The following is a 22,424-nucleotide window of genomic DNA, read 5'->3' as shown; positions in this document are numbered from 1 at the left end:
AATAGGAGCGCAGTGGCCTGCGCCTGGAACAAGACGCAAAGCGCGGTGCGGGCGGCGAAATCTTGGGATCAATCCCCGATCCGATGGAATCGACATGACGTCGAACCCCAATGGGCTTGCAGCCCCACCTCCGATTCCTCTCGCGCCGACTGATGCGGTTCGGAATTTCGAACCAGCTGAACGGCATGCCACTCGATCACCGGCAATCGAGCCGGCCCACGCCCGCAGGGAGAGAAATAACCCCATTGGCCAGATCCCGGATATTGTGGGCGAGAGTTACAAGGCTTCAGGGAACATCGGGAAAAGGGTAGGTGGTGCGCTTACGGGAACCGCAAAGTCAGGCCAAGATTCTGACTTTATTCTTAATCTCCCAGCAGGCTGAAGCCCAAGCCCCCAATAAGGCCCCATTTACTGTTACTTACCCCTGGTGTGGCGTGTGAACCGCATTCGTGACTCACACATTCAAGCACCGATTCCTGTTGCCATTATCCGATGGCCTCAGCCTGCCCCATTCAGTTCCTGTGCGATAAGTTTCGCTTGCTCCAAGACTGTCTCAGTAGCCAGCAACTGCATGTCTGGCGGATAGCCGAACTGGCGCAGGGTGCGTTTGATGATGACCTTGAGCTTAGCCCGCACGCTCTCTTTGATTGTCCAGTCGATTGAGGCGTTCTCTCGAACTTTCTCAAACAGCACGATAGCCAACTCGCGAAGTTTCTCTTTCTCCATCAGCTCTCGCGCACTCTCATTGTTGGCAACCGCCGTGTAGAATGCATACTCCTCGGCACTTAGACCAAGTTCTTCCGGCTCCTTGTCTAGGTCGCGCATATGCTTCGCGTGGCCAATCAGCTCGTCCATGAACTCTGCCGCCGTGATCACCTTGTTGTGATAGCGCTTGATAGAGTCCTGGAGCATTTCCATCAGCGACTTGCTCTGCACGAGGTTGCTCTTCGTGCGGGCTTTGATCTCTCCATCAAGCAGACGCTTGAGCAGCTCGAGCGCGACGTTCTCGTGCTTGTGGTTTTTGACATCCGCAAGGAACTCGTCGGATAGTATCGAAATATCTGGCTTCTTGATCCCAGCCGCATCGAAGATGTCGATTACCTGCTCACTCACTAGAGCCTGATCGATGGTCTGGCGGATGGCGGTTTCAAGCTCTTCGTCGGTGCGACCAGCGCCTGATGCATCGAACTTCACCAGCCGCGCCTTCACCGCTTGAAAGAATGCGACCTCGTCCTTGGCATCCATCGCTTGCTCATGGGGAATAGCAATCGAGAGCGCCCCCGACAGCGCGCTTACCTCGTTCACGAAGCGGGTCTTGCCATTCTCTAGGCCAAGAATGTGGTCTTCGGCTTCAAGGATAATTGATAGCTTGCGGCCTGTGTTTGCCGTGAAATACTCTTCATAGGCGAAGCCATGGAACATCTGTGAGACGACTTCGAGCTTCTCCAGCATTGCAGCAACGGCCTGCTCCTGCGCAACGGCTGGATCACCCTTGCCACCCCCGTCGGAGTAAAAGCTAAGCGCCTTCTTCAAGTCGTGCGCAATTCCGAGGTAGTCGACAACCAGTCCGCCCTCTTTGTCACCATAGACGCGGTTCACACGGGCAATGGCCTGCATCAGGTTGTGCCCCCTCATCGGTTTGTCGATGTAGAGCGTGTGCATCGAAGGCGCGTCAAAGCCCGTCAGCCACATGTCGCGAACAATAACCAGTTCGAGTGGATCGTTTGGATTGCGCATCCGCTCCGCCAGATCGCGGCGCTGGCCCTTGGTTGTGTGGTGCTTGGCGATGTCCGGTCCATCGGAAGAGGCAGCGGTCATCACAATTTTGATTTTGCCTTTGGCGAGGTCTTCATCGTTCCAATCAGGGCGTAGGGCGACAATGGCATCGAACAGATCAGCAGCGATCCGGCGCGACATCGCTACGATCATGCCCTTGCCGCCGTTGTTCACTTGTTGGCGGGCGGTGAAGTGCTCCACGATGTCATAGGCTACGCGCTTCACACGGTCGTCCGCCCCAATCAGCGCTTCGAGCTGCGTCCACTTGGCTAGGCTCTTCTGGTTTTCAGTCAGGTCTTCTTGCGCGAGCTCATCGTCCAGGGCCTTGACTAGCTCCTGCCCTTGCTCGCTCAGGCGAATTTTCGCCAAGCGGCTTTCGTAGAAGATCGGGACAGTCGCGCCGTCTTCCACGGCCTGCGCGATGTCATAAACATCGACGTAGTCGCCAAATACCTGCGCGGTGTTGGCATCGGTGCTTTCAACAGGTGTACCGGTGAAGCCGAGATACGTCGCGTGCGGCAAGGCATCGCGCATATACTTGGCGAAGCCGTAGACCGTCTTCTTGCCGACTACATTTCCGTCGTCGTCCTTCTCGTCGATGGTCTTGGCGCGGAAGCCGTACTGAGTGCGGTGCGCTTCGTCCGCCAGCACGATGATGTTCTCGCGCTCCGAAAGCGTTTCGTAGACGTTGCCCTCATCCGGGTGGAATTTCTGGATGGTGGTGAAGACGATCCCGCCAGAGCTGACCTTGAGCAGCTCCTTCAGATGTTTCTGGCTATCGGCCTGTACCGGGTCTTGTCGCAACAATTGGCGCGAGCTGGCGAAAGTGTCGAACAACTGATCATCCAGATCATTACGGTCTGTGATTACAACAATCGTCGGATTGTCCATCGCGAGCACTATCTTGCCCGCATAGAACACCATCGAAAGCGATTTGCCCGAACCTTGCGTATGCCAGACGACCCCACCCTTGCGGTCGCTGGCGGGTTTGCCGCTCGTGGTGGGCAGACCGTACTTCAAAGGGTCTTCGCGCAGATCACCTTTTCTCCGCTGGCCACGGGAATTGATGAATCCAGCCGCGCGCAGGGTCGATTGCACGGCTTTGTTCACCGCGTAGTACTGGTGATAGCTGGCGAGCTTCTTGATCGTCTGGACGGTGACAAGCCCGGTCTTGGGGTCTTGCTTCTCCGCCGTCTCGAAGACATTGAAATGCCGGATCAGGTCGAGGAACGTGGCCTTATTCAGCGTTCCGGCGATCATTGTCTCCATTTCGCCGACCAACGGGTTTGCCTCGGAGAGACCATCGGCGGTCTTCCACTTCATGAAGCGGGACCACCCGGCAGAGATCGATCCGGCCTTCGCCTCCAGACCGTCAGAGATCATGCACAGGCCGTTGTAAGCGAAGAGCGAAGGTATCGTCGCCTTGTAGGTTTCGATCTGCTTGAAAGCAGATTTGACCGTCGCCTGTTCATCGCCTGCATTCTTCAGCTCGATCACGCCCAGCGGTAGGCCGTTGACGAACAGAATGATGTCGGGCCGTTTCTGCACCTGTTCCTCGATAACGGTGAACTGGTTCACGGCGAGGAACGTGTTGATCTCCGGATTGTCGAAATCTACTAGCCAGACAAGGTCGCCGCGCTCACTACCCTCCGCATTGCGCGAGACGTTCACACCTTCGGTCAGGAGGCGGTGGAACGCCTGATTGTTGGCGATCAGGTCCGGCGCGGTAAAACACAGCACCTGCCGGATGGCCTCCTCGCGGCTGTCTGGCGGGATGTTTGGATTGATCCGGGCCACCGCTTCGCGCAGCCGATCCACCAGCACGACATCGGCAAAGCTGGCCCGCTCAGGCCGGTCGCCATCGGGCGCAATCTCAGGGGCGTATAGATAGTCATAGCCCTGCCGTTCGAGGAGCGAAATTGCGAACTCTTCGATCTCAGATTCGGTGAGCTTATTCATCGTCACCCTCCAAGAACTTGCGATATTCTGACTCGTAAGAAGTGCGATCAACGCCGTAGAATGCTTCACTTGCAGGGTAGCTGTTTATGCCAATTTGGAAGGGCTCGTTGGTCTCGTCCAGCAGTTCGTTGAAGTCCTCGCAATCGGTGTACAGCAAAACGTCCTTAGGCTTCGTCCTTGGGCTTGCCCCTTCAAAGGTCCGGATCATGAGAGAGGCGACGGAAACTGTCGTATCAATCAGGAACTCTCTTGTTAGGTCGTCGATGAGGTCATTTCTCTTCTTGAGATCATCCAGTGTCTTTCCATGAGACGTGGGGCTGATCTGGTTCCTCAACTCCCCCATTTTCTGGCCAATGGTGCCGAGAGAAGTGGAGACCTGCGTTACCAAATCGCTGGGCGGATAGCCTATTTCCTTAAACGCCCGTTTCATAAGGGCTTGGATGGACGCAGCCGCACCCATGTCCACGCCCTTGGAAGCGCAAATCTCTTTGCAAATTGTCTCCAACAGCGCCTTCGCATTCTCCAGCGCATGACTGAAATCACTTTCGGCATGAGCTTCAATCCGGTCAGTGTAAACCTTCAGATCAGACCAACGCCCGTGTTGGTCAATTATCGCTTCAAGACGTTCGATACTCATGCGCTGAGGTCGACCCTCACGGCACCTGACATAAGTCGAGGCAGCAATGTATCGCGAAGCCGCTCCAGACTCTGAATTTGCAGGGCGTTTTCGAATAGTCTTCCGAAAATTGGCGAAACGGTTGCCTGAAACTTAAGTCGCAATGGTTCGGGCGGCTTCGAGATTTCCAACCTCTTGAAAGTCGACTTACTGATCTCTTGGAACGTCGAACCGTTGGCATAGCTCTTGACGTAATCCATGTGAGTTTTGAGCCAAAGAATTAGAAACTCTTTCGAGAAACCCTTTTCATCCAGAATGCCTATGTATCCTTGATTGATCGCCACAGGATTTACCGAGAACGCCAAACAGCCAACGGGTGCCCTTGAAGACATCAAGAGTGACCCAGCCGGAAGCAAGCCAGAACTAATCGTTGCGAGCCCTTCCGGTGTGATTTTGCGTGCTGTGTCTAGCAAGAAAAGCCCATTGTTTCCGGTCAAGTCCTTCGGACTAGTCCAATGGATGTCCCCATCCCAGAAGGCTTCGTTCTTCGTGCTCGGCGTCGTTCCGCCTTTCACTGTCAGCACATCATCAAGAGTGCCCTCTTCCCAATCATCTTGTGCGTTTTCGATGAAAGACTGTCGGAAGAGGGTCTCGGCAAGCGCCTCCAGAGTGGCGTCCTGGCGGCGAAGCAGATCAATCTTGTCGTCTAGCGATGAAAGGACCTCCGCAATCGTTTCTTGTTCGCCCTCATCTTCCGGAAGGAGTATCGGAATGCTGGTTAGGCTTGCCTTGCTTAGCTTCGGCTGGACAGCGCCTGTGATGTGAGCGCTCAAGTCCAACTGACTGAAATAGTGGCAGATCAGATCATTGTGAAAAGCCTTCTTACCCTTCAAAATATGCGCATGATTGTTGACCCAGAACCGTCCATCAGCCTTGAACGCAATCGGAGTTTTTCGAGATTTTAAGTTCTCCCCGTCCTCCGAGATGAGAACGTGCTCTCCTTCAAACAGAAAGCCATCGACATAATCGATGATCCCCGAAGCCCCGTAGTACGGATACGGCCCGCTCCGTTGCGACCGCTCAAGTTTGCTCAACGGAACGCGAGACTGATTCCTGATTTCAGCTAAGTCCTCGATTTTGTATTCTCGCCACCCCTCGATCACGGCAGCTGCACCTTCGCTAAGTTCTCCGCGATCCGTGCATTCAGCTTCGCCTCTTCTTCCAACTGTGCCTCGAACTCCGCCTTCAAGCTCTTGAACCGCGCGGCAAAGTCAAAATCGTCTTCTTCCTCAGCCAGCCCGACGTAGCGCCCCGGAGTCAGCACATGGTCTAGCTTGCGCACACGCTCCAGCGAGGCGGAATTGCAGAAGCCTTTCACGTCCTCGTAGCTACCCTCGTCACCCTTCTGCCACTCGTGGTAGGTGCCGATGATCTGCGCGATGTCATCATCCGAAAACTCCAGCGTGCGGCGATTGATCAAGTGACCCAGGTTGCGCGCATCGATGAACAGGATTTCATTGGGGCGATAAGTCGTTCCCCGACTAAGGAACCACAAGCTCGCCGGGATTTGCGTGTTCAGAAACAACTTGGCAGGCAGGTTGACAATGCAATCGACCAGCCCCGCTTCGATCAGGGCCTTGCGGATTTCCCCTTCACCCGATGACTTGGTTGTAAGCGCCCCCTTGGAAAGAACAAAGCCCGCCTTCCCGCCCGGTGCCAGGTGATAGAGGAAGTGCTGAATCCAGCCGTAATTGGCATTGCCCGCTGGCGGCGTTCCAAAGGTCCATCGCGCGTCGTCGCGAAGCAGGTCACCGCCCCAATCACTATCGTTGAACGGCGGGTTCGCAATCACGAAATCGGCCTTTAGGTCCGGATGCGCGTTGTTGAGGAATGAACCCTCATTGTTCCATTTGACCTGGCTGGAGTCTATCCCACGAATGGCAAGGTTCATCTTTGCCAGCCGCCACGTCGTCTGATTGCTCTCCTGCCCATAGATCGAGATGTCATTGACCTTGCCCTGGTGCGCGGCGACGAATTTCTCCGACTGCACGAACAGCCCTCCAGACCCGCAACACGGATCGAACACGCGGCCCTTATAGGGCTCCAGCATCTCGACCAGCACGCGCACCACGCTTTCAGGCGTATAGAACTGGCCGCCCTTCTTGCCTTCTGCGAGCGCGAAATGGCCGAGGAAGTATTCAAAGGTCTGGCCGAGGAAGTCGGCGTTGCCTTCCTTGCCGTGCTGACTTTCGGAATTGCTGATCAGATCGATCAGACCGCCGAGATTGGTTGGGTCCAAATTGCCTCGCGCATAGACCTTGGGCAGCACGCCGCGCAGGCTGGGGTTCTCGCGCTCGATGGCGTCCATCGCCTCGTCAACGGTCTTGCCGATAGTCGGCTGCTTGGCGTGGCTTTGCAGAAACTTCCAGCGCGCGGATGGCGGCACGAAGAAGACATTCTCGGCCTTGTACTCGTCCACATCCTCAGGGTCTGCGCCCGCGTATTCGCCTTCTCCTGCGACAAGCTTGGCATAGAGCTCGTCGAAAGCGTCCGAGATGTATTTGAGGAAGATCAGGCCAAGGACGACGTGCTTGTATTCCGCCGCGTCAATGTTCTTGCGCAGCTTGTCCGCCGCTGCCCACATGGCCTTTTCGATGGTCTCATTGTTGTTAACTGACTTTGCCATGATTTCCCTCTGTTACGGAGCGACTCATCTGGCAAAGCTCTATTCGGGTCAACAAGTCTTGGAACTAACTCGAGAAGGCTATTCAGTCCTTTTCCTGCATCCGACGTATCGTCTCAGCCACAATCTTAGCTATGCGAGCCTCCTCGTCGTTTGCTTTCCCCTGCCCAAGTTCCTGGATCAACTCGCCCTGCCGATGGGTCGGCACGGGACCGTAGCTGGAAAGTGTGGTCATCACGTCAGAGTGACCGAGGTTCTGGCTCCAAGCCTTCATTTCCTCAGGTGTCAGGTCCAACTTCATCGCATGGCGCACCAGCATGTCGCGAAAGCTGTGCGGGTTGTAATAGGGCAAGCCAGCCGCTTCGAAGGCTTTGCGGAATACATCGCGCACAGGCCCGGTCGACGCCCAGCCTTTGCGAGCAAGGCCAGTCGGCTCGAATATCCCAGCTTCGCTCACGCCCACTTCGGTTGCCGGAAACAGCGGATCGACTGGACCCCGGAGCAAGTCCTCACGCAGCTCGCGCACCCAATCGGAGACTATCTCCAACGCGCCTTCGGAGACCGGCATGAAATAGGTTCGGAAGGTCTTCGCGAACTTCGTTCGCACCGTCCGCGCATCCTGTTCGACAAAGCCCCTCTCAATGTCGACGTGCTCCAGCCGGAAGCTGGCCAATGCGTTGACCCGTGCTCCCGTGATCGTTGCGAAGGCGACAAGCGCCAGGTCGCGGCGCTCCAGCACCGTTTCGGCTGGCATGGATTCCAGCACACGGCGTACCTGTTCCAGCGTAGGCACTTTCTTTTCCCGCCGTGCCCTCGCAATAGCTGCGTCCTTCTCCTTCACGTTGAAGTATTCGGCATCGGAATACGATAGATGCGAGCGATAGCCCGGTTCACGGGAAAGCCATTCGACAAAGGCTTTCAGGTCGCGCAGCGTAGACTGCACGGTTGCTTTGCTCAGACGCTCGCCCGATTTCGCATTCACAGCCTCTCCAACGCGCTTTTTGAAGGCAATTGCCTGCTCTTTGCGGAAGCTCTTGAAGTCCTTGTGCCGGGTCGACTTTTCGAACTTTGCGAGTGATTGCGCCACCCGGTCGATTGTCACTGTATCGCGGCCCTTCGCTTCCCTCAGGAACGCGAAGTAATCCCGCTTCACGCGCTCATTTGCGGGACTGTGTTTCGCCATGGTCTAGCCTTCCTTCTTCAAATCACAATTACGGGAGGGGGACGCCTGCCCATTTAGGCTTGAAGGGCCTTCCGCTATTTTGACCTCGCATCCCGGCATTTTCGTTTGCAGGTCCGCGAAACGGATTTGGCGGTGCATGACAGTTTCGCAGACCTCGCAAATGCCGCGCAGATTGCCGCTTGCGGCGCGCATCGGAAGATAGTCGACCATGCCAAGCGCAGGGCGACGCGGCTTGCGACAGGACACGCAGTAGAGTGTGCCAGGAGCGCAGGGGCGCTTACGGCTGGCGCGACGTTCCTTCAGGAATGCGCGCACATCCTCGCCATGGAAAAGATACGGGCGGCGGTCATCGATTGGGTCCAAGCCTTTGCGCTGCCAATGGCGCACGGTGTTCTTATGTGTGCCAAGACATTCGGCCAGTTCGCTCACTGTGTAGCTGTAGTTGGTCTTCACTCGATTGGGATTGACCCGGCGCGAGGGCATCGGCCTTACCCTTCGTCGTCGACCAGCCGCCGAATCGAAGCAGTCGTCACCATGCGCCGCCGCCCCATCTTGCGGCTTTCCAGCTTGCCTTCGTCGATCAACTTGTAAACGGATGTGCGACCGAGGTTCAGAGCCGTGGCGGCTTCGTTGATCGACACGAGTAGGACTTCCATGTTTGTGCTCCAGAATTGAGCTGGCAATCACCAGCGGGCGCAAACATGCATCGGCGACTCCGGGGTTTGAATCGCGCGGTAAGGTTCGGAAAGGTTCGGAAACTAAGTTTCGGTTTGCATTCGTTGCCAGAGCGCGCGGGCGCGTCCCGTAACAACCGTGTCGCCAACTTCAATTCCATTGGTGTTCAGCCAGTCAAACATTGAGCGCTTTATGTCTGCTTGGCTTTTCGGAACGAGTTCACCCGTCCAAAGCTGCGTAGCTATATCAGCCCACATAGCATCCCAGTGCTTCGCTAAAGGTTTGCCTCCTGTGTTCTTCTTTGTTGGTTTGGGGGTCGACGAATCTAGCCTCTCAGTCTGGCTGCTCTTCAGAAACCCAAACCGGGCGACTTTCACATCAGCTTCGATGTCAGCCCGCATTTTCGCGAATAGGTCTTCTGATGCTTTCGTTATCGACTCACTAGGCGTACCACGAGTGCCCATCCCTATTGCTTCCGGCAGGCGCTGGTGGAAGGCGTCAAGCAAGACTGTCAGCGTCTTGTCTATCTGATCGAATGCCTCACTCGTTTTGCTTACCCCACCGCATTCGGTAAGGAGCTGATCGAGTGTTGCGGACGCTACTTCTCCCATAAGCGCGACTGCGCGCGTGATCGTTGCGCTATTACCAAGCATGCCTTTTGCAGAGTGTTCAGCGAACAGTTGTCGCTGTTCGGCACCGTATCTTTCCTGCCCTCGTTGAAGGGCGCGTTCGGTTAAGAGAGTTATTTGCTGGCGTTCGCCCTCGTCCATGCGCGGACAATGGTCCGCGTTTCATGTACTTGTCGAGTCTTAGCCAGCCGCCACATTGTTGGAAATCGGGATAACGTCCGCACCGTCTCTGAGCATATCCAGATAGTCGGCCCACCATTGGGCCATCTCCACGCGCTCCTGCCAGTGAGCCCCGCGATGATAGGCCGCGCGGATATGATCCTTGTCCTTGTGCGCGAGAGCGCGCTCGATTGCGTCCGCAGACCACTTGCCGGATTCATTGAGCAAGGTGCTGGCCATCGCCCGAAAGCCGTGCGCGGTCATTTCGTCACTGCCAAAGCCGAGCCGTCGCAATGCTGCGTTGACCGTGTTTTCTGACATCGGATTTCGACGTGAACGGATTGACGGAAACACATATTGCCCATCTCCGGTCAGCTCTTGGGCTTGCTTTAGGACAGCCAGCGATTGAGAGGCCAGCGGGACAGCGTGCTCCTGCCGCCCCTTCATTTTGGCAGCCGGAATGCGCCAGACTGCCCCTTCCAGATCAATTTCGCTCCATTCGGCGCGGCGAAGCTCGCCGGGGCGCACGAAGACATAAGGCGAAAGGCGCAATGCAAACTGTGTGATCGGCTGGCCATCGTAGCCGTCAATAGCCCGCATCAAGCCGCCAACCTTAACCGGCTCCAGAATTGCCGCGTGGTGTTTTGGCTTTCGGCTCGACAAGGCACCGCGCAGGTCGCGGGTCGGGTCTGATCCAGCAATCTGGTTTGCCACGGCATAGCGGAAGACCTGCCCGATGAATTGTAGGGTGCGGTGAGCCTTCTCGTCATTCTTCGCTGCTTCAAACGGGCGAACAGCGTCCAGAATTTCGTAAGGCTCGATTTCGGCAATCGGTCGCGCTCCCAGCGGCTTGCGCACGATGTCCAAAAACCACCTGCGCTTGCGCACTGTTGCTTCAGCTAGGCCGTCGCGTTCATTCTTGGCGATGTAAGCCTTTGCGACCGCCTCGAATGAATTGGCCGCACTGATCTTTGCCGCCCGCTTATCGCGCTGCTTTTGCTCGGCTGGATCGATCCCTCTCGCAACCTTGTTTCGAGCCGCGTCCCGCAATTCCCGCGCCTCTTTGAGGGAGAGGTCTGGGTAGGCCCCGAGCGAGAGCTTCTTTTCTGCCCCCAGCTTGTTGCGAAATTTGAATTTCCAGAGCTTGCTGCCAGCCGGGGTCACTTGGACATACAGCCCTTCTCATCGCTTACCTTGTAGGCTTTGGCGCGGGGCTTGAGAGCTTTCAATCCGGAATCTGTCAGTGCCATTTGGGGGCCTTTTCGATTGTGCGTTTCCGATAGGCCCCCACGCAGGCCCCCAATCTGGTCCGAATTTCAGCGAACAATGGCGAGCACCGGCGGTAAAGCCAGCCTCATTTTTGGCAGTTTTCCGGGGTTCTTGCAACCTTTCGCGTGCAATTGCGAACAGGCAGGTGGTGCCGCTTACGTGACTCGAACACGTGACCCCATCATTACGAATGATGTGCTCTACCAACTGAGCTAAAGCGGCACTGCGGATTGCGCCAGCGCGCAATCGGAAAATGGAGGCCCGAGCCGGAATCGAACCGGCGTGCAAGGATTTGCAGTCCTCTGCGTAACCACTCCGCCATCGGGCCGAGCCGCCCGCTTAAGCGGACGGAGCGCGGGCACTAGCGATTCGTCGCCGCAAACGCAATCGGACATTCGCGGTTGCGGCGGGGTCGCTGCACACCGCCTGATTTCGGCCGGCATCTTCGCAAGGCGACGCAACGTCAGTCTGGACCCGCAGGCTCAGCGCGGGCACAGGGCGTGCCATGACAATCGCCAGCCTGCTCGAACCCATAACTGGAAAGCCTGGTGCCACCCGGCTCGAAAACGCCGAAGACTGGATGCAGGGGCGCACGCTCTACGGCGGTGCCTCGGCGCTGGTCGCCTACACCATGGCCACCCGCGCTTTCCCCGATCTCCCGCCCCTGCGCGCTGCTCAGATCGGGTTCGTGGCACCGGTGGGCGAGGAAATCGAGCTGTCCGCCGAGATGGTCCGGCAGGGGCGCAACGTCACTCAGGTTCGCAGCGAGATCCGGTCGGGCGGCACGGTCGCGCTGACTGCATTCTGGCTGTTCGGGGCAGCGCGCAGTGCCAATGCCCTGCGGCCCGCCGACGCACCCGAACGCTGGCCCGGAACGCCGGACGACAACGAAGTGGCGATGAAGGGCCAGGGTCCGTCCTTCATCCAGAACAACTTCGAACTCCGGTTCGGGCAGGCAAAGAACGAAGACCATGGCGCGACAATCAGGCGCTGGGCCCGCCTGACGGAGGATCACGCGCTCGATCCGGTCGCCAGACTGGTGCTGATGGGCGATGTCATGCCGCCGGGCGCGATGCGGATCATGCAGCGGATGGGGCCGATCAGCTCGATCAACTGGTCCTTCAATGTCCTCGATCCGGACAACGCGTCCGAAGGCGGATGGTACCTCGCGGAAAACACCAGCCAGCATGCCGATGCCGGGTATTCTTCGGAACGGCTGAGAATGTGGGACACGCAGGGCCGCCAGGTGCTCGACGGGCTCCAGTGCGTTGCTGTGTTCGGCTAGTCGAAATCGCTATCCGGCGAGAGCCTAAATATCCTCGAACTTCGGCGCGCGCTGCTCCATGCCCGCCATCACCGCTTCGACCTGGTTCCTGCTGCGCATGATGGCGTGCTGCTCGATACTTTCTTCGAGCAGGATCGCGTCTGTCTTGCGCTCAAGCATCCCGGCCTGAAGCCGTTTCGCCGCGCGGATCGCATGCGGATTGCGATTGGCGATCTCGCCCGCGATCAGCGTCGCGCGGGCCAGCGGATCCTCGTCGACATGGGTCGCCAGGCCGAGCGCCTGCGCCTCGGCTCCGCTGAATTCGCGGTTGGTATAGATCAGTTCGCGCAGCACGTCGTCGCGCACAAGCCCGCGCCACAATGCGTACCCGCCCATGTCGGGCACCAGACCCCATTTGAGTTCCATGATCGCCATCCGCGTGTCCGGGTGAACCACGCGAATGTCGGCCCCGCTTGCGATCTGCAAACCGCCGCCGAAGCACACCCCGTGCACTGCCGCGATCACCGGGACCGGCAGCTTGCGCCATTGCATCGCGACCTGCTGGAACTTGTTCGAATTGCCGTAGGTGCGCTCGGTCAACTCGGGCTCATCGGGGCTCGGCGTACGCGCGAAACTCGACGTGTCGAGCCCGGCGCAAAAAGCGCGCCCTTCGCCCGAAAGCACCACGGCTCGCAGGCCCTTCATGCGTTGGAGCACGCTGCCCGCTTCGATGATCCGCGCGAACATTTCAGGGTCGAGCGCATTCATCTTGTCGCCGCGGGTCAACCGAACCTGGGCAACGCCATTGTTGCCGAGATCGATCGAAACCCTGTCATTGGCTGGCATCGGCATCGCAATCCTCAATCATTGCAGGTTTCCGGATGGCCGACGAATGGCTGATGGGGGCACGGGTGTCCAGTTTCATCTGCCACCGCCGCCGAGCCAGACGTGCTCCCGGCGGCGCAGCGGCCGATTCAGCGCTCCGTGCAGCTGGCGAAGGCATAGGCGCTCGGGCCCGGCGGAGTATCGAGCAGGTAGCCGCCCTCCGGGTGCGTCGCGAGCATGGCCGAGAGACCGAACGGCGCGAGCTTGGCGCGAACCCTGGCGACATGCACGGCCAGGCTGTTGGTCTCCGGCTCGAAGGTGATGCGCCAGACGTCGGCCAGCAATTGCTTGCGGGTGAGACGTTCGCCGGGTTGTTCGGCCAGCCGCCACACCAGTTCGAATTCGCGCGGGTGAAGGCCCAGCCAGCGATCCTCGACGCGGCCATCGCGATGGAACAGGTCGAGCGTGACGTCGCCAGCCTCGCGGAAGCGGGGGATCAGCGTGTTGCCGTCGGGAAATGATGCCGTAGCCGCGGTTGCCTTCACAGATCGCCCCCTGCGCGCATCGAATAGACCGCGGAATCACTGAAAATGAGATGGTCGAGCAGCTCGATGTCCAGAGCCTGCGCAATGGCAGCCACACGTTGCGTGGCGTCGATGTCGTACTGGCTCGGACGGCAATCGCCCGACGGATGATTGTGCGCGATGATTATGCCGCTGGCACCGTAGCGCAGCGCCTTGCCGAACAGATCGCGCAAGCGCAGGGACAAGGCGTCGCGTTCGCCCCGGCCCATGGATTCGTCGCCGAGATAGGCCTTGCGGGAATCGACGAAAACCGCGTGAAAGCGCTCGCCGCCGCCCGGGGCCATAAGCACCATCGACCGCAGGTATTCGATCATCGCGGTCAGTTGAGCCTCCCGCACATCGCTGTGGGGAGTCCGGACCCGTTCCGTGGTTAGGATCATTGCATAGCACCCTTGAGGTTATCGGCAGGTGTGAAGCGCTGCATCGGTCAACCCTCTCCGCCAGCAACCATGGCGAGCTTGATCTCGCGCCGCGGCACACGCCAGTCGCGATACTCGCCGTAGCGCTTGCTGCGACTTACGTGGCGGAAGAGGCCGACAGCCATCAGCGCAAGCTGGAAATAGGACGGACCGATGACCATCACCGCATGCGCCAGCGGCGTGACCGCTTCGGTGACGAAGCGGACGCCGTGGGCCGACATCGCCACAAGCTGGAAGCCGGCAATCCACAATGTGTAATTGCGATTGGCGTTTACGGCGATAACGGTGAAGGCAATCGCAGCGACGATGTCTATCGATGCGTAATAGAGTCCCCCTGCCGCGTACAGCAGGGGGATCCCTAAAATGACTTCGAAGACGATGATGGGTAGGGTGAACAGCCCGACAAACACAGCCGCGACGAACCGTTCTGGAGCGCTGCCCCATCTGAACATGGCAAACCCCAGCACAATGCTGATAAGCCATTGAGCTACGTCGCGATATTCAACGAACAGTTCGAACATTGAGGTCGGGAGACCTAACCGGCCATTTCGGCTGAGAATTCGGCGGTTTCGCTGTCCAGCGTGGCATTCTCCGGAATCTCGGTCGGCACACCAGTGTCGCCACCCATCTTCTCGCGCGCCACCTGGCTCAGCTCGTCATGCACGCGCAGCAGGCTGGTCGACATCGCCATCGCCTGTGTTTCGGCCTGGTTGAGGCGCATCAGGGCACGCTGCCCGGTGTGGACTTCGACGCCCGGATTCTGGCGCGCGGCGAGCATCGCCTGCTTGAGCCGGGCAAAGGCGATCATCGATTCGTCGGCCAGCGCTTCGGCTTCGCGAATCAGCTTCTTGAGGTTGTAGGCGTCGTTGAGGATGCGGTCGGTCACAGTGTTTCTCCGAGCCCGACCGCGCTCAAACGGTGGGCTGAGTGTTTTCTTCGGGGATCTGCGCCCTGCCATCCATCGCTTCGCTCAATGCGACACCTGCGGTGACCGTCAGCACCACCGCCGACAGGATGCCGAAAGCGATGCCCACGATGGCCGCGAGGCGGAACAGGACGGCGTGTTCGCCATCGAGCACCCCGGGGACGACCCTGGGCTCACCGGGGCGCAGCCAGGGCGCCTGTTCGATGAGGGGCAAGACATCGCTCATCACGAGCTGGCCCTGGTCGACCCGGCCACCGTTATTTCCGACCAGCGCCGGTTGGGGGACCTGATTTTTGCTATATGCAGGTTCGCTGAAGCCCTTGCCGGAAGCCCCGTTGCGCTCGAAGTTCTTGGTTATATTGGCGGACTCTGCGCCTAGTAAGGGTTTTTCCGGGCCCCTCGCGGCCCGGTATCTTTCGACCAGATCGCCCAGGCTGCCGGCTTCGTAGATATCCTTCAGCGCACGGATATGCTGGTTGATTCGCGTCTCGGACACGCCAAGGTCCTGCGCGATCAACTTGATCGGTACGCGCCGATCGATTCGCTCCATCACAGCGCGCTGACGTTCGGTCAGCGACCGCTGGGCCGCGCGCGGCATCTCTTCCTCCTAAGTTGTCTTTTCGGTACTCATCACTAACGCTTTACCATCTGTATGGCTCCGAAACCGCGCCGACAACGGCGCTGGCTCGCAGCGGCTGGTATCATGCGGCGGAGCTGTTCACTCCCAGCGACGTCAGGTAACGCTTCACGTTGCGCGCCGCCTGCCGCAGCCTCTGTTCGTTCTCGACCATCGCGATCCGGACAAAGCCTTCTCCCTCTTCCCCATAGCCGACACCCGGGGCGACCGCGACCTGTGCCTCGGTCAGCAACTGCTTCGAGAACTCCAAGCTTCCCATCTCCGCCAACGCGGGGGCAAGGGAGCCCACGCGAACATCGAAGCTGCTGGCGAGGGGATGTCCCATCCGGCGCGCCCAAACGCCTCGACCAGCACGTCGCGCCGCTTGCGGTACAGCTCGCGGTTGGTTTCGACAATGTCCTGCGGCCCGTTGAGCGCGGCGCAGGCGGCGGCCTGGATGGGAGTGAAGGCGCCGTAATCGAGGTAGGATTTGACCCGTGTGAGCGCGGCAATCAGTTTGCGGTTGCCGACCGCGAAGCCCATGCGCCATCCGGCCATGGAATAGGTCTTGCTCATGCTGGTGAATTCGACCGCCACATCCTTCGCTCCGTCAACCTGCATGATCGACGGGGTCGGGTTACCATCATAATACAGTTCGGAATAGGCCAGGTCGGACAGCAGCCACACGCCATTGTCGCGCGCCCATGCGACCAGCCGCTCGTAAAAGGCGAGATCGACGGTTTCGGCCGTAGGGTTCGACGGGTAGCTCACCACCAGAACACTGGGCCTCGGAACGGTGAAATTCATCGCACTTTCAAGCGAGCGCCAATACCGCTCGTCGGGCGTCGTCGGGACCGAGCGGATTGTGGCCCCGGCGATGATGAACCCGAAGGTGTGGATCGGGTAGGAGGGATTCGGCGCCAGGATCACGTCTCCGGGCGCGGTTATCGCTGTGGCAAGGCTGGCCAGCCCCTCTTTCGATCCCATGGTGACGACGACTTCGGTTTCCGGGTCGAGATCGACCCCGAACCGGCGCCCGTAATAATTCGCCTGCGCCCGGCGCAGGCCGGGAATACCCTTGGACTGCGAATAGCCGTGAGCGTCGGGCTTGCGCGCGACTTCGCACAGTTTGTCGATCACGTGCTGCGGAGGCGGCTGATCGGGGTTGCCCATGCCGAGATCGATAATGTCCTGGCCGGCTTGACGAGCGGCATGGCGCATCGCGTTCACTTCCGCGATGACATAGGGCGGAAGCCGCTTCATCCGATAGAATTGGTCGTTCATTGCCTTCCCTGCCCCGGTCCGCGCAATCATGATGATGGCGAACGCAACGATCAGTCTAGGGTCCAAGGCGTGAACCTGCAACGGTCGAGATCGCCTGAAACGGGTCGAAGTGCGGCCGGCTTTTCGCTAGGACGGCGTCGGCGCGGTCGCTCGCTTCGCCACAATCACGATCCTGCTTCGGGAGAATTGAGTTCGCCATGGCCGATAAAGACGACACTTTCGCATCTGACGCGATGCAGCCGTTTCGCGCCTTGTTCGACGTCCAAGGGGAGACGATGCGCGAGATGTTTGCCCGGTCCTTGCCAGGTTCCGCCGCCGCGCGACCCGGCGAAGACGGGGCTACTGCGGGCCTCTTTGGATCGATGATCGGCCCCGGTGACATGGCGGAATGGGCCAAGGCTGGCACCCAGCTGCAGCAGATGTGGCTCGAATTCGCTGCGCTCCAGACAACCAGGGCTGCGGACAAGGCGACACAGGACGCCAACCTGTTCGATCCGGCGCAATGGTTGACGATTTCGCAGGGCATGCTCAAGCAATTGCCGGTCGATGCGTTTTCCGCTCCGACGCGGTTGGCACAGGAATCGCTGCAATTGTGGCAGAATGTGCTCGGGCGATACCTCGATAAGCCCTCCGGAGAGGACGCGCCGGAACTGCCGCGCGAGGACCGTCGTTTCGCCGACCCGGCCTGGCGCGAGCACCCGGCATTTGCGCTGTTGCACCAGACCTATCTGATGCTGACCGAATACTTTCAGCAATCGGTCAAGGCGATGGGCGGGCTCGACAAGGAGAAGCGCAAGCAGCTCGAATTCGCGGTCAGCGCGCTCGCCGAAGCGATGAGTCCCGACAATTTCCTGCTCACCAACCCGGTGGTGATGAAGCGCACGATCGAAACCCGTGGGCAGAACCTGGTGCGTGGCATGCAGCACCTGATCGCGGATCTGAAACGCGGGCAGCTCACCCACACCGACACCGACGCTTTCACTCTCGGCGAAAACCTGGCCGCGACGCCGGGCAAGGTGGTGCACGAGACCCCGCTCTACCAGCTGGTGCAATACTCGCCTTCGACCAAGGACGTGTTCGAGGTGCCGCTGGTGATCTTTCCGCCGTGGATCAACCGCTTCTACATCCTCGATCTGACCCCGAAGAAAAGCTTCATCAAGTGGGCGGTGGACCAGGGCCTCACGGTATTCGTGGTCAGTTGGAAATCCGCCGACGAGAGCATGGCGGACATAGTATGGGACGATTACATTCGCGCCCAGATCGGGGCGATCGACCATGTGCGCGAACGGCTCAGGGTGCCTCATGTCCATACCATCGGGTATTGCGTCGCCGGGACGACGCTGGCGGCGACGCTGGCGATACTCGCCCGGCGCGGCGAGGCGGACAAGGTCAAGTCGGCGACCTTCTTCACCGCGCAGGTCGATTTCGAGAAGAGCGGCGAGCTCAGGCATTTCATCGACGACAGCCAGCTGGAGATGATCGGCCAGCTATCGCCCAAGGGCTATCTCGACGGGCGTTATCTCGCCGCTACCTTCAACGCGCTGCGCGGGAAGGACCTGATCTGGAACTACGTCGTCAACAATTACCTGCTGGGCGAAGACTACCCCGCCTTCGACCTGCTGCACTGGAACGGCGACGTCACCAACCTGCCCGCCAGATGGCACAACGATTACCTGCGCGATCTCTATCGCGACAACAAGCTGGTGGTGCCCGATGCGCTGTCTGCCGACGGGACGCCTATCGACCTGACGAAAATCGAAACGCCATGCTTCATCCAGGCGGGGCGCGAGGATCATATCGCCCCGGCCGAAAGCGTCTGGCGCGCGACCGAACATTTCTCCGGGCCGGTCGAATTCCTGCTCGCGGGGTCGGGACATATCGCCGGCGTGGTGAACCCGCCCGCCGCGAACAAGTACCAGTACTGGGTCGGCGACAGCGATGCTTTCTCGCTGGAGGCCTATATCGAAAGCGCCACGGAACATCCCGGCAGCTGGTGGCCGCACTGGCTCGGCTGGCTCGAGCGGCAGGATTCCGCGCGCGTCCCTGCAACCGGCAAGCGCAAGCCGGGTGGAAGAGGCGATTCCGTGATCGAAGACGCGCCGGGTCGGTACGTGAAAACGCGATGACGAACGGTCGGAACAGGAATTTTCTCTGTTTAATCAGGCGTTTGTCCATTTTTGTGCACTGCACAAAAAACCCTTGACTTCGCACTTGCAATGCTTATTTTGTGCACTGCAACATGAAGCGAGGATTTTATGGCTGACGCCAACACCCAATCGAAAATCGATGCCGCTGCCGAAAAGGCTTACGAGGAAGCTGCCGCGAAGACCGCGAGCGCTGCCAAGGTCGCCGAAGCGGTAGAGGCCGGCCAACCGAAGCCCGCCCCCAAGGCGGGCGTCGTCAAGAAGGCGGTCGCCGCTCCGGCAAAGAAGCCGGCTGCCAAGAAGGCTCCGCTTAAAAAGAAGGCCGCGGCGAAGAAAGCTCCGGCCAAAGCCGCCGTCAAGAAGACCCCCGCCAAGAAGCCGGCTGCTAAGAAAGCCCCGGCCATGGCGAAGAAGAAGGCCGCCCCCAAGAAGGCCGCGGCCAAGCCCGCCAACCAGACGAACCCCGTCATCAAGCTCAAGGATACCATCATGGCTACTGCCAAGAACACCGACATCACCGCCACCGCCAAGGAAATGGCTGCCGACGTGCAAGAGCGCGTGAAGACGGCCTACGCCAAGGCTGGCGAATTCGCCGCCGAAGCAAACGAGTTCAACAAGGCCAACGTCGAAGCCGTCGTTGCCAGCGGTAAGATCTTCTTCGCCGGTGCGCAGGAACTCGTGAAGGACAACGTCGAAACCGGCAAGACCGTGGTCGAAACCGTCACCGAGGACGCCAAGAAGATGGCTTCCATCAAGTCGCCGACCGAGCTCATGCAGCTCCAGGGCGAACTGGCTCGCCGCAACTTCGACGCGGTCGTGTCCTACGGCTCGAAGCGTACCGAAGCCTGGGTCAAGCTTTACAACGAAGCGTTCGCCCCGATTTCGAACCGCGTCAGCGTCGCTGCCGAGAAGGTTTCGAAGGCTGCGTAAGCATCTGAATTTCTGAACCGGGCCTCTCCTCTCTCTCCCCAATCCCGGTTTATGAAACCGCGCCCATGCGGCGCAGGGCCGGATGGACCAGAACAGGTCCGTCCGGCCTTTTTCGTTCATCCGAAACAACCGCCACGCCGAGGAGTTGTTAATCCCGTGGGTCGTATGGCCTGCCGACACATCTTGCGATTGCGCAAACGAGTCCCATAATGGAGCCGCGATGGCCTTCGCCCCGATCCCGACCGCGCCGAACGCGCCCGAACTCACGCTCGTGCCTGTCACGGGTGCGGGCGATGACGAGGACAAGGACGGCGACAGCCAGACCGGTGTCGCGACCAAGACCCGCACCAAGCCCAAGAAGCCGAGCCAGTACAAGGTGCTGATGCTCAATGATGACTACACCCCGATGGAATTCGTGGTGATGGTGCTCAAGCGGTTCTTCGGCATGGACCTCGAACAGGCGACGCGGGTGATGCTGCATGTCCACCAGAAGGGCGTCGGCGTGTGCGGGATCTTCCCCTACGAGGTTGCCGAGACCAAGGTGAACCAGGTGATGGACTTCGCGCGGCAGAACCAGCACCCGCTGCAATGCACGCTTGAAAAGGCGTGAGCCTGTTTGCCGGCCATCCCGAACCCGATCCGGTCGGACCGGGACAGGAAAGCGTGTGGGACTACCCCCGCCCTGCCATCGCCGAGCCGACCGACCGGCACCTCCAGATCATTCACCGGGGCCGCACACTGGTGGACAGTCGTGCGGCATGGCGAACGCTCGAAACCAGCCATCCGCCGACCTATTACATTCCGCAGTCCGACATCGCGATGGATCATCTGCAGCCCAATTCGCGTCGCACGATCTGCGAATGGAAGGGGCAGGCGCGCTACTGGGACGTCATGATCGACGGCGAACGGATCGAAGCGGCTGCGTGGTCGTACCCCGATCCGACGCCCGCTTTTGCGGCGATCAAGGATTGCCTTGCATTCTACCCGGAACCGTTCGACCGGTGCCTGATCGATGGCGAGGCAATCACCCCGCAGCCGGGCGGATTCTACGGCGGCTGGATCAGCCGGTATGAAGCCGGCCCGTTCAAGGGGGTCCCGGGCAGCCGCTTCTGGTAGTTCAGGCACGGTCAACAGCCGCGCCCACATCACCCCATGACCGCGCGTCAAATTCACGCTATGGCGCGGCGCGACCCAGTTCAGACCAAGGCCGAATGCTGATCCCGTGACAAGCTTCATCCCCAGCATTGACCGGTACATATTCCGGCTGGTGATCTTCCCGATGCTCGGGGTGTTTGCGCTCGCCGCTTCGCTGCTGCTGCTCGACAAGATGCTGCGATTGTTCGATTTCGTCGCGGTCGAAGGCGGTCCGATCGATGTCGTGTTCAAGATGCTCGGCGCGCTGATCCCCGAATATGCCAGCCTCGCGATCCCGCTAGGCCTGCTGCTCGGCATACTGCTCGCCTTCCGCAAGCTCGCGACCTCGAGCGAGCTCGACGTGATGCGCGCGGTCGGCCTGTCTTACGGGCGCCTGTTGCGCCTGCCCTACGCGATTACGCTGGTCCTGATGGCGGTTAACGTCGCGCTGGTGTTCTACATTCAGCCGGTCAGCCGCTATTATTACGAACAGATGGAATACGAGCTGCGTTCGGGCGCGCTCGGTGCGTCGATCAAGGTCGGCGAATTCACCACCCTCGCCGACCGGATGGCGCTGAGGATCGAGGAAAGCGAAGATGACGGGCGCAAGCTCATCGGCATTTTCGCACGCGTTGCGAACTCGAAAGGGCAGGTGCTCTCGATCAGCGCGCGCGAAGGCTCGTTCCTTGCGACCAGCGACGATCCCGACACGATCATCCTGCGGCTCAGCGAAGGCACCATCGTGCAGGACACCGGCAGCGAGACCCCGCGCGTGCTGTCGTTCAGTCGGCACGATCTGCCGATCGATCTGCCCGCGATCGAGCAATTCCGCGCCCGCGGCGATGCCACGCGCGAATACATCTTGCCCGAATTGCTCCGCATCGGCTGGAGCGACGGCAGCGATGCCGAACAGCGCGACGCGAGCCAGGCGAGCTTCAATTTCAGGCTGGTCGAGATCGTGATGATGCTGCTGATGCCGCTGCTCGCCGTATCGCTTGCCATCCCGCCCAAGCGATCGACCAGTGCGCTCGGCGTGTTCGTTTCGATCGTGATGGTGGTCGCCTATCACAAGGTCAATCAGTACGGGGAAGACATCGCCTCGCTCGGCCGGGTCGATCCGATCCTTGCATTGTGGGGCCCCTTCGCACTGTTCGCAGCGCTGATCGTGTGGATGTATTACCGTGTCGCCTTTGTGCCCGGCGGGCAGGCGATCGGGGCGCTCGAGACCGTGTTCGCCAAGCTCACCAAGCGCATCGGAAAACTGTTCAAGCGCAATTCGCCGCGGCCTTCGATCGCGGCTCCAGGCGACGCGCAGATGAGCCCGGCGGAATAGGCCCGGCGACACCCGAC

The 22,424-nt window shown here is 59.6% G+C and carries 21 protein-coding genes, 2 tRNA genes and 1 pseudogene; 6 read left to right on the top strand and 18 right to left on the bottom strand.

Features of this window, described 5'->3' with window-relative positions; all coding sequences use genetic code 11:
* Positions 1-498: 498 nt before the first annotated feature.
* The 11 genes from KDC96_RS16040 to KDC96_RS15990 form a co-directional block, all read right to left on the bottom strand.
* On the bottom strand, positions 499-3,735 hold the full coding sequence (locus KDC96_RS16040) for a type I restriction endonuclease subunit R (protein WP_212449516.1): 3,237 nt from the start codon (positions 3,733-3,735) through the stop codon (positions 499-501).
* A complete protein-coding gene (locus KDC96_RS16035) occupies positions 3,728-4,372 on the bottom strand; it encodes an abortive infection family protein (protein WP_212449515.1) in 645 nt (214 codons plus the stop codon). The genes KDC96_RS16040 and KDC96_RS16035 overlap by 8 nt, the downstream gene beginning before the upstream one ends.
* Positions 4,369-5,514, bottom strand: coding sequence for a restriction endonuclease subunit S (locus KDC96_RS16030; RefSeq protein WP_212449514.1), 1,146 nt, complete (start codon positions 5,512-5,514; stop codon positions 4,369-4,371). The genes KDC96_RS16035 and KDC96_RS16030 overlap by 4 nt, the downstream gene beginning before the upstream one ends.
* Positions 5,511-6,995: a class I SAM-dependent DNA methyltransferase gene (locus tag KDC96_RS16025; RefSeq protein ID WP_249171840.1), complete on the bottom strand. Its 1,485-nt coding sequence runs from the start codon at positions 6,993-6,995 to the stop codon at positions 5,511-5,513. The genes KDC96_RS16030 and KDC96_RS16025 overlap by 4 nt, the downstream gene beginning before the upstream one ends.
* Positions 6,996-7,119: 124 nt before the next feature.
* A complete protein-coding gene (locus KDC96_RS16020) occupies positions 7,120-8,217 on the bottom strand; it encodes a site-specific integrase (RefSeq protein WP_212449512.1) in 1,098 nt (365 codons plus the stop codon).
* A 3-nt stretch (positions 8,218-8,220) separates the two neighbouring features.
* Positions 8,221-8,670 carry a helix-turn-helix domain-containing protein gene (locus tag KDC96_RS16015; RefSeq protein ID WP_212449510.1) on the bottom strand — a complete coding sequence of 150 codons (450 nt, stop codon included), beginning with the start codon at positions 8,668-8,670 and terminating at the stop codon, positions 8,221-8,223.
* A 35-nt stretch (positions 8,671-8,705) separates the two neighbouring features.
* Positions 8,706-8,873 (bottom strand): helix-turn-helix domain-containing protein, encoded by a 168-nt coding sequence (locus KDC96_RS16010; RefSeq protein WP_212449508.1) that lies wholly within the window; start codon positions 8,871-8,873, stop codon positions 8,706-8,708.
* Positions 8,874-8,975: 102 nt separating this feature from the next.
* Positions 8,976-9,662: a hypothetical protein gene (locus KDC96_RS16005; protein ID WP_212449506.1), complete on the bottom strand. Its 687-nt coding sequence runs from the start codon at positions 9,660-9,662 to the stop codon at positions 8,976-8,978.
* 39 nt (positions 9,663-9,701) lie between these two features.
* Entirely contained in the window at positions 9,702-10,844 is a 1,143-nt protein-coding gene (locus KDC96_RS16000; protein ID WP_371815506.1) for a tyrosine-type recombinase/integrase, read from the bottom strand.
* A 251-nt stretch (positions 10,845-11,095) separates the two neighbouring features.
* A tRNA-Thr gene (locus tag KDC96_RS15995) sits at positions 11,096-11,171 on the bottom strand.
* A 32-nt stretch (positions 11,172-11,203) separates the two neighbouring features.
* Positions 11,204-11,277, bottom strand: a tRNA-Cys gene (locus KDC96_RS15990).
* A gap of 177 nt (positions 11,278-11,454) precedes the next feature.
* On the opposite strand from KDC96_RS15990, the gene KDC96_RS15985 reads away from it, so the two are divergent.
* Positions 11,455-12,234: a thioesterase family protein gene (locus KDC96_RS15985; protein WP_212449504.1), complete on the top strand. Its 780-nt coding sequence runs from the start codon at positions 11,455-11,457 to the stop codon at positions 12,232-12,234.
* 24 nt (positions 12,235-12,258) lie between these two features.
* Here the strand turns inward: KDC96_RS15985 and KDC96_RS15980 are convergent, their stop codons facing one another.
* From KDC96_RS15980 to KDC96_RS15950, 7 genes and pseudogenes are all read right to left on the bottom strand, one after another.
* Entirely contained in the window at positions 12,259-13,065 is an 807-nt protein-coding gene (locus tag KDC96_RS15980; protein WP_212449502.1) for a crotonase/enoyl-CoA hydratase family protein, read from the bottom strand.
* A 122-nt stretch (positions 13,066-13,187) separates the two neighbouring features.
* Positions 13,188-13,583 carry a winged helix-turn-helix domain-containing protein gene (locus KDC96_RS15975; RefSeq protein ID WP_249171839.1) on the bottom strand — a complete coding sequence of 132 codons (396 nt, stop codon included), beginning with the start codon at positions 13,581-13,583 and terminating at the stop codon, positions 13,188-13,190.
* Positions 13,580-13,936 carry a JAB domain-containing protein gene (locus KDC96_RS15970; protein ID WP_249171838.1) on the bottom strand — a complete coding sequence of 119 codons (357 nt, stop codon included), beginning with the start codon at positions 13,934-13,936 and terminating at the stop codon, positions 13,580-13,582. The genes KDC96_RS15975 and KDC96_RS15970 overlap by 4 nt, the downstream gene beginning before the upstream one ends.
* Before the next feature lie 113 nt (positions 13,937-14,049).
* Complete coding sequence (locus KDC96_RS15965) at positions 14,050-14,562, bottom strand: hypothetical protein (protein ID WP_212449498.1); 513 nt, start codon at positions 14,560-14,562, stop codon at positions 14,050-14,052.
* Between the two features lie 14 nt (positions 14,563-14,576).
* Complete coding sequence (locus tag KDC96_RS15960; RefSeq protein WP_212449496.1) at positions 14,577-14,927, bottom strand: hypothetical protein; 351 nt, start codon at positions 14,925-14,927, stop codon at positions 14,577-14,579.
* A 25-nt stretch (positions 14,928-14,952) separates the two neighbouring features.
* A complete protein-coding gene (locus KDC96_RS15955) occupies positions 14,953-15,564 on the bottom strand; it encodes a hypothetical protein (protein ID WP_249171837.1) in 612 nt (203 codons plus the stop codon).
* Positions 15,565-15,667: 103 nt separating this feature from the next.
* Positions 15,668-16,866, bottom strand: a pseudogene (locus KDC96_RS15950) (LL-diaminopimelate aminotransferase).
* 197 nt (positions 16,867-17,063) lie between these two features.
* Between KDC96_RS15950 and KDC96_RS15945 the strand changes: the two are divergent.
* From KDC96_RS15945 to KDC96_RS15925, 5 genes are all read left to right on the top strand, one after another.
* Positions 17,064-18,992, top strand: a complete 1,929-nt coding sequence (locus KDC96_RS15945; protein WP_212449494.1) for an alpha/beta hydrolase — start codon at positions 17,064-17,066, stop codon at positions 18,990-18,992.
* A gap of 129 nt (positions 18,993-19,121) precedes the next feature.
* A complete protein-coding gene (locus KDC96_RS15940) occupies positions 19,122-19,940 on the top strand; it encodes a phasin family protein (protein ID WP_212449492.1) in 819 nt (272 codons plus the stop codon).
* A gap of 220 nt (positions 19,941-20,160) precedes the next feature.
* The gene (clpS, locus tag KDC96_RS15935; RefSeq protein WP_249171836.1) at positions 20,161-20,550 is read left to right on the top strand and encodes an ATP-dependent Clp protease adapter ClpS; all 390 of its coding nucleotides are present in this window, start codon (positions 20,161-20,163) and stop codon (positions 20,548-20,550) included.
* Positions 20,547-21,056, top strand: a complete 510-nt coding sequence (locus KDC96_RS15930) for a DUF427 domain-containing protein (RefSeq protein ID WP_249171835.1) — start codon at positions 20,547-20,549, stop codon at positions 21,054-21,056. Before clpS ends, KDC96_RS15930 begins: the two co-directional genes overlap by 4 nt.
* A 163-nt stretch (positions 21,057-21,219) precedes the next feature.
* Positions 21,220-22,407, top strand: a complete 1,188-nt coding sequence (locus KDC96_RS15925; protein ID WP_371815567.1) for an LptF/LptG family permease — start codon at positions 21,220-21,222, stop codon at positions 22,405-22,407.
* Positions 22,408-22,424 lie beyond the last annotated feature (17 nt).

Source organism: Erythrobacter sp. JK5 (genome assembly GCF_018205975.1).
Classification (GTDB): Bacteria; Pseudomonadota; Alphaproteobacteria; order Sphingomonadales; family Sphingomonadaceae; genus Erythrobacter.
This window is presented reverse-complemented; position numbering and strand designations above follow the sequence as displayed.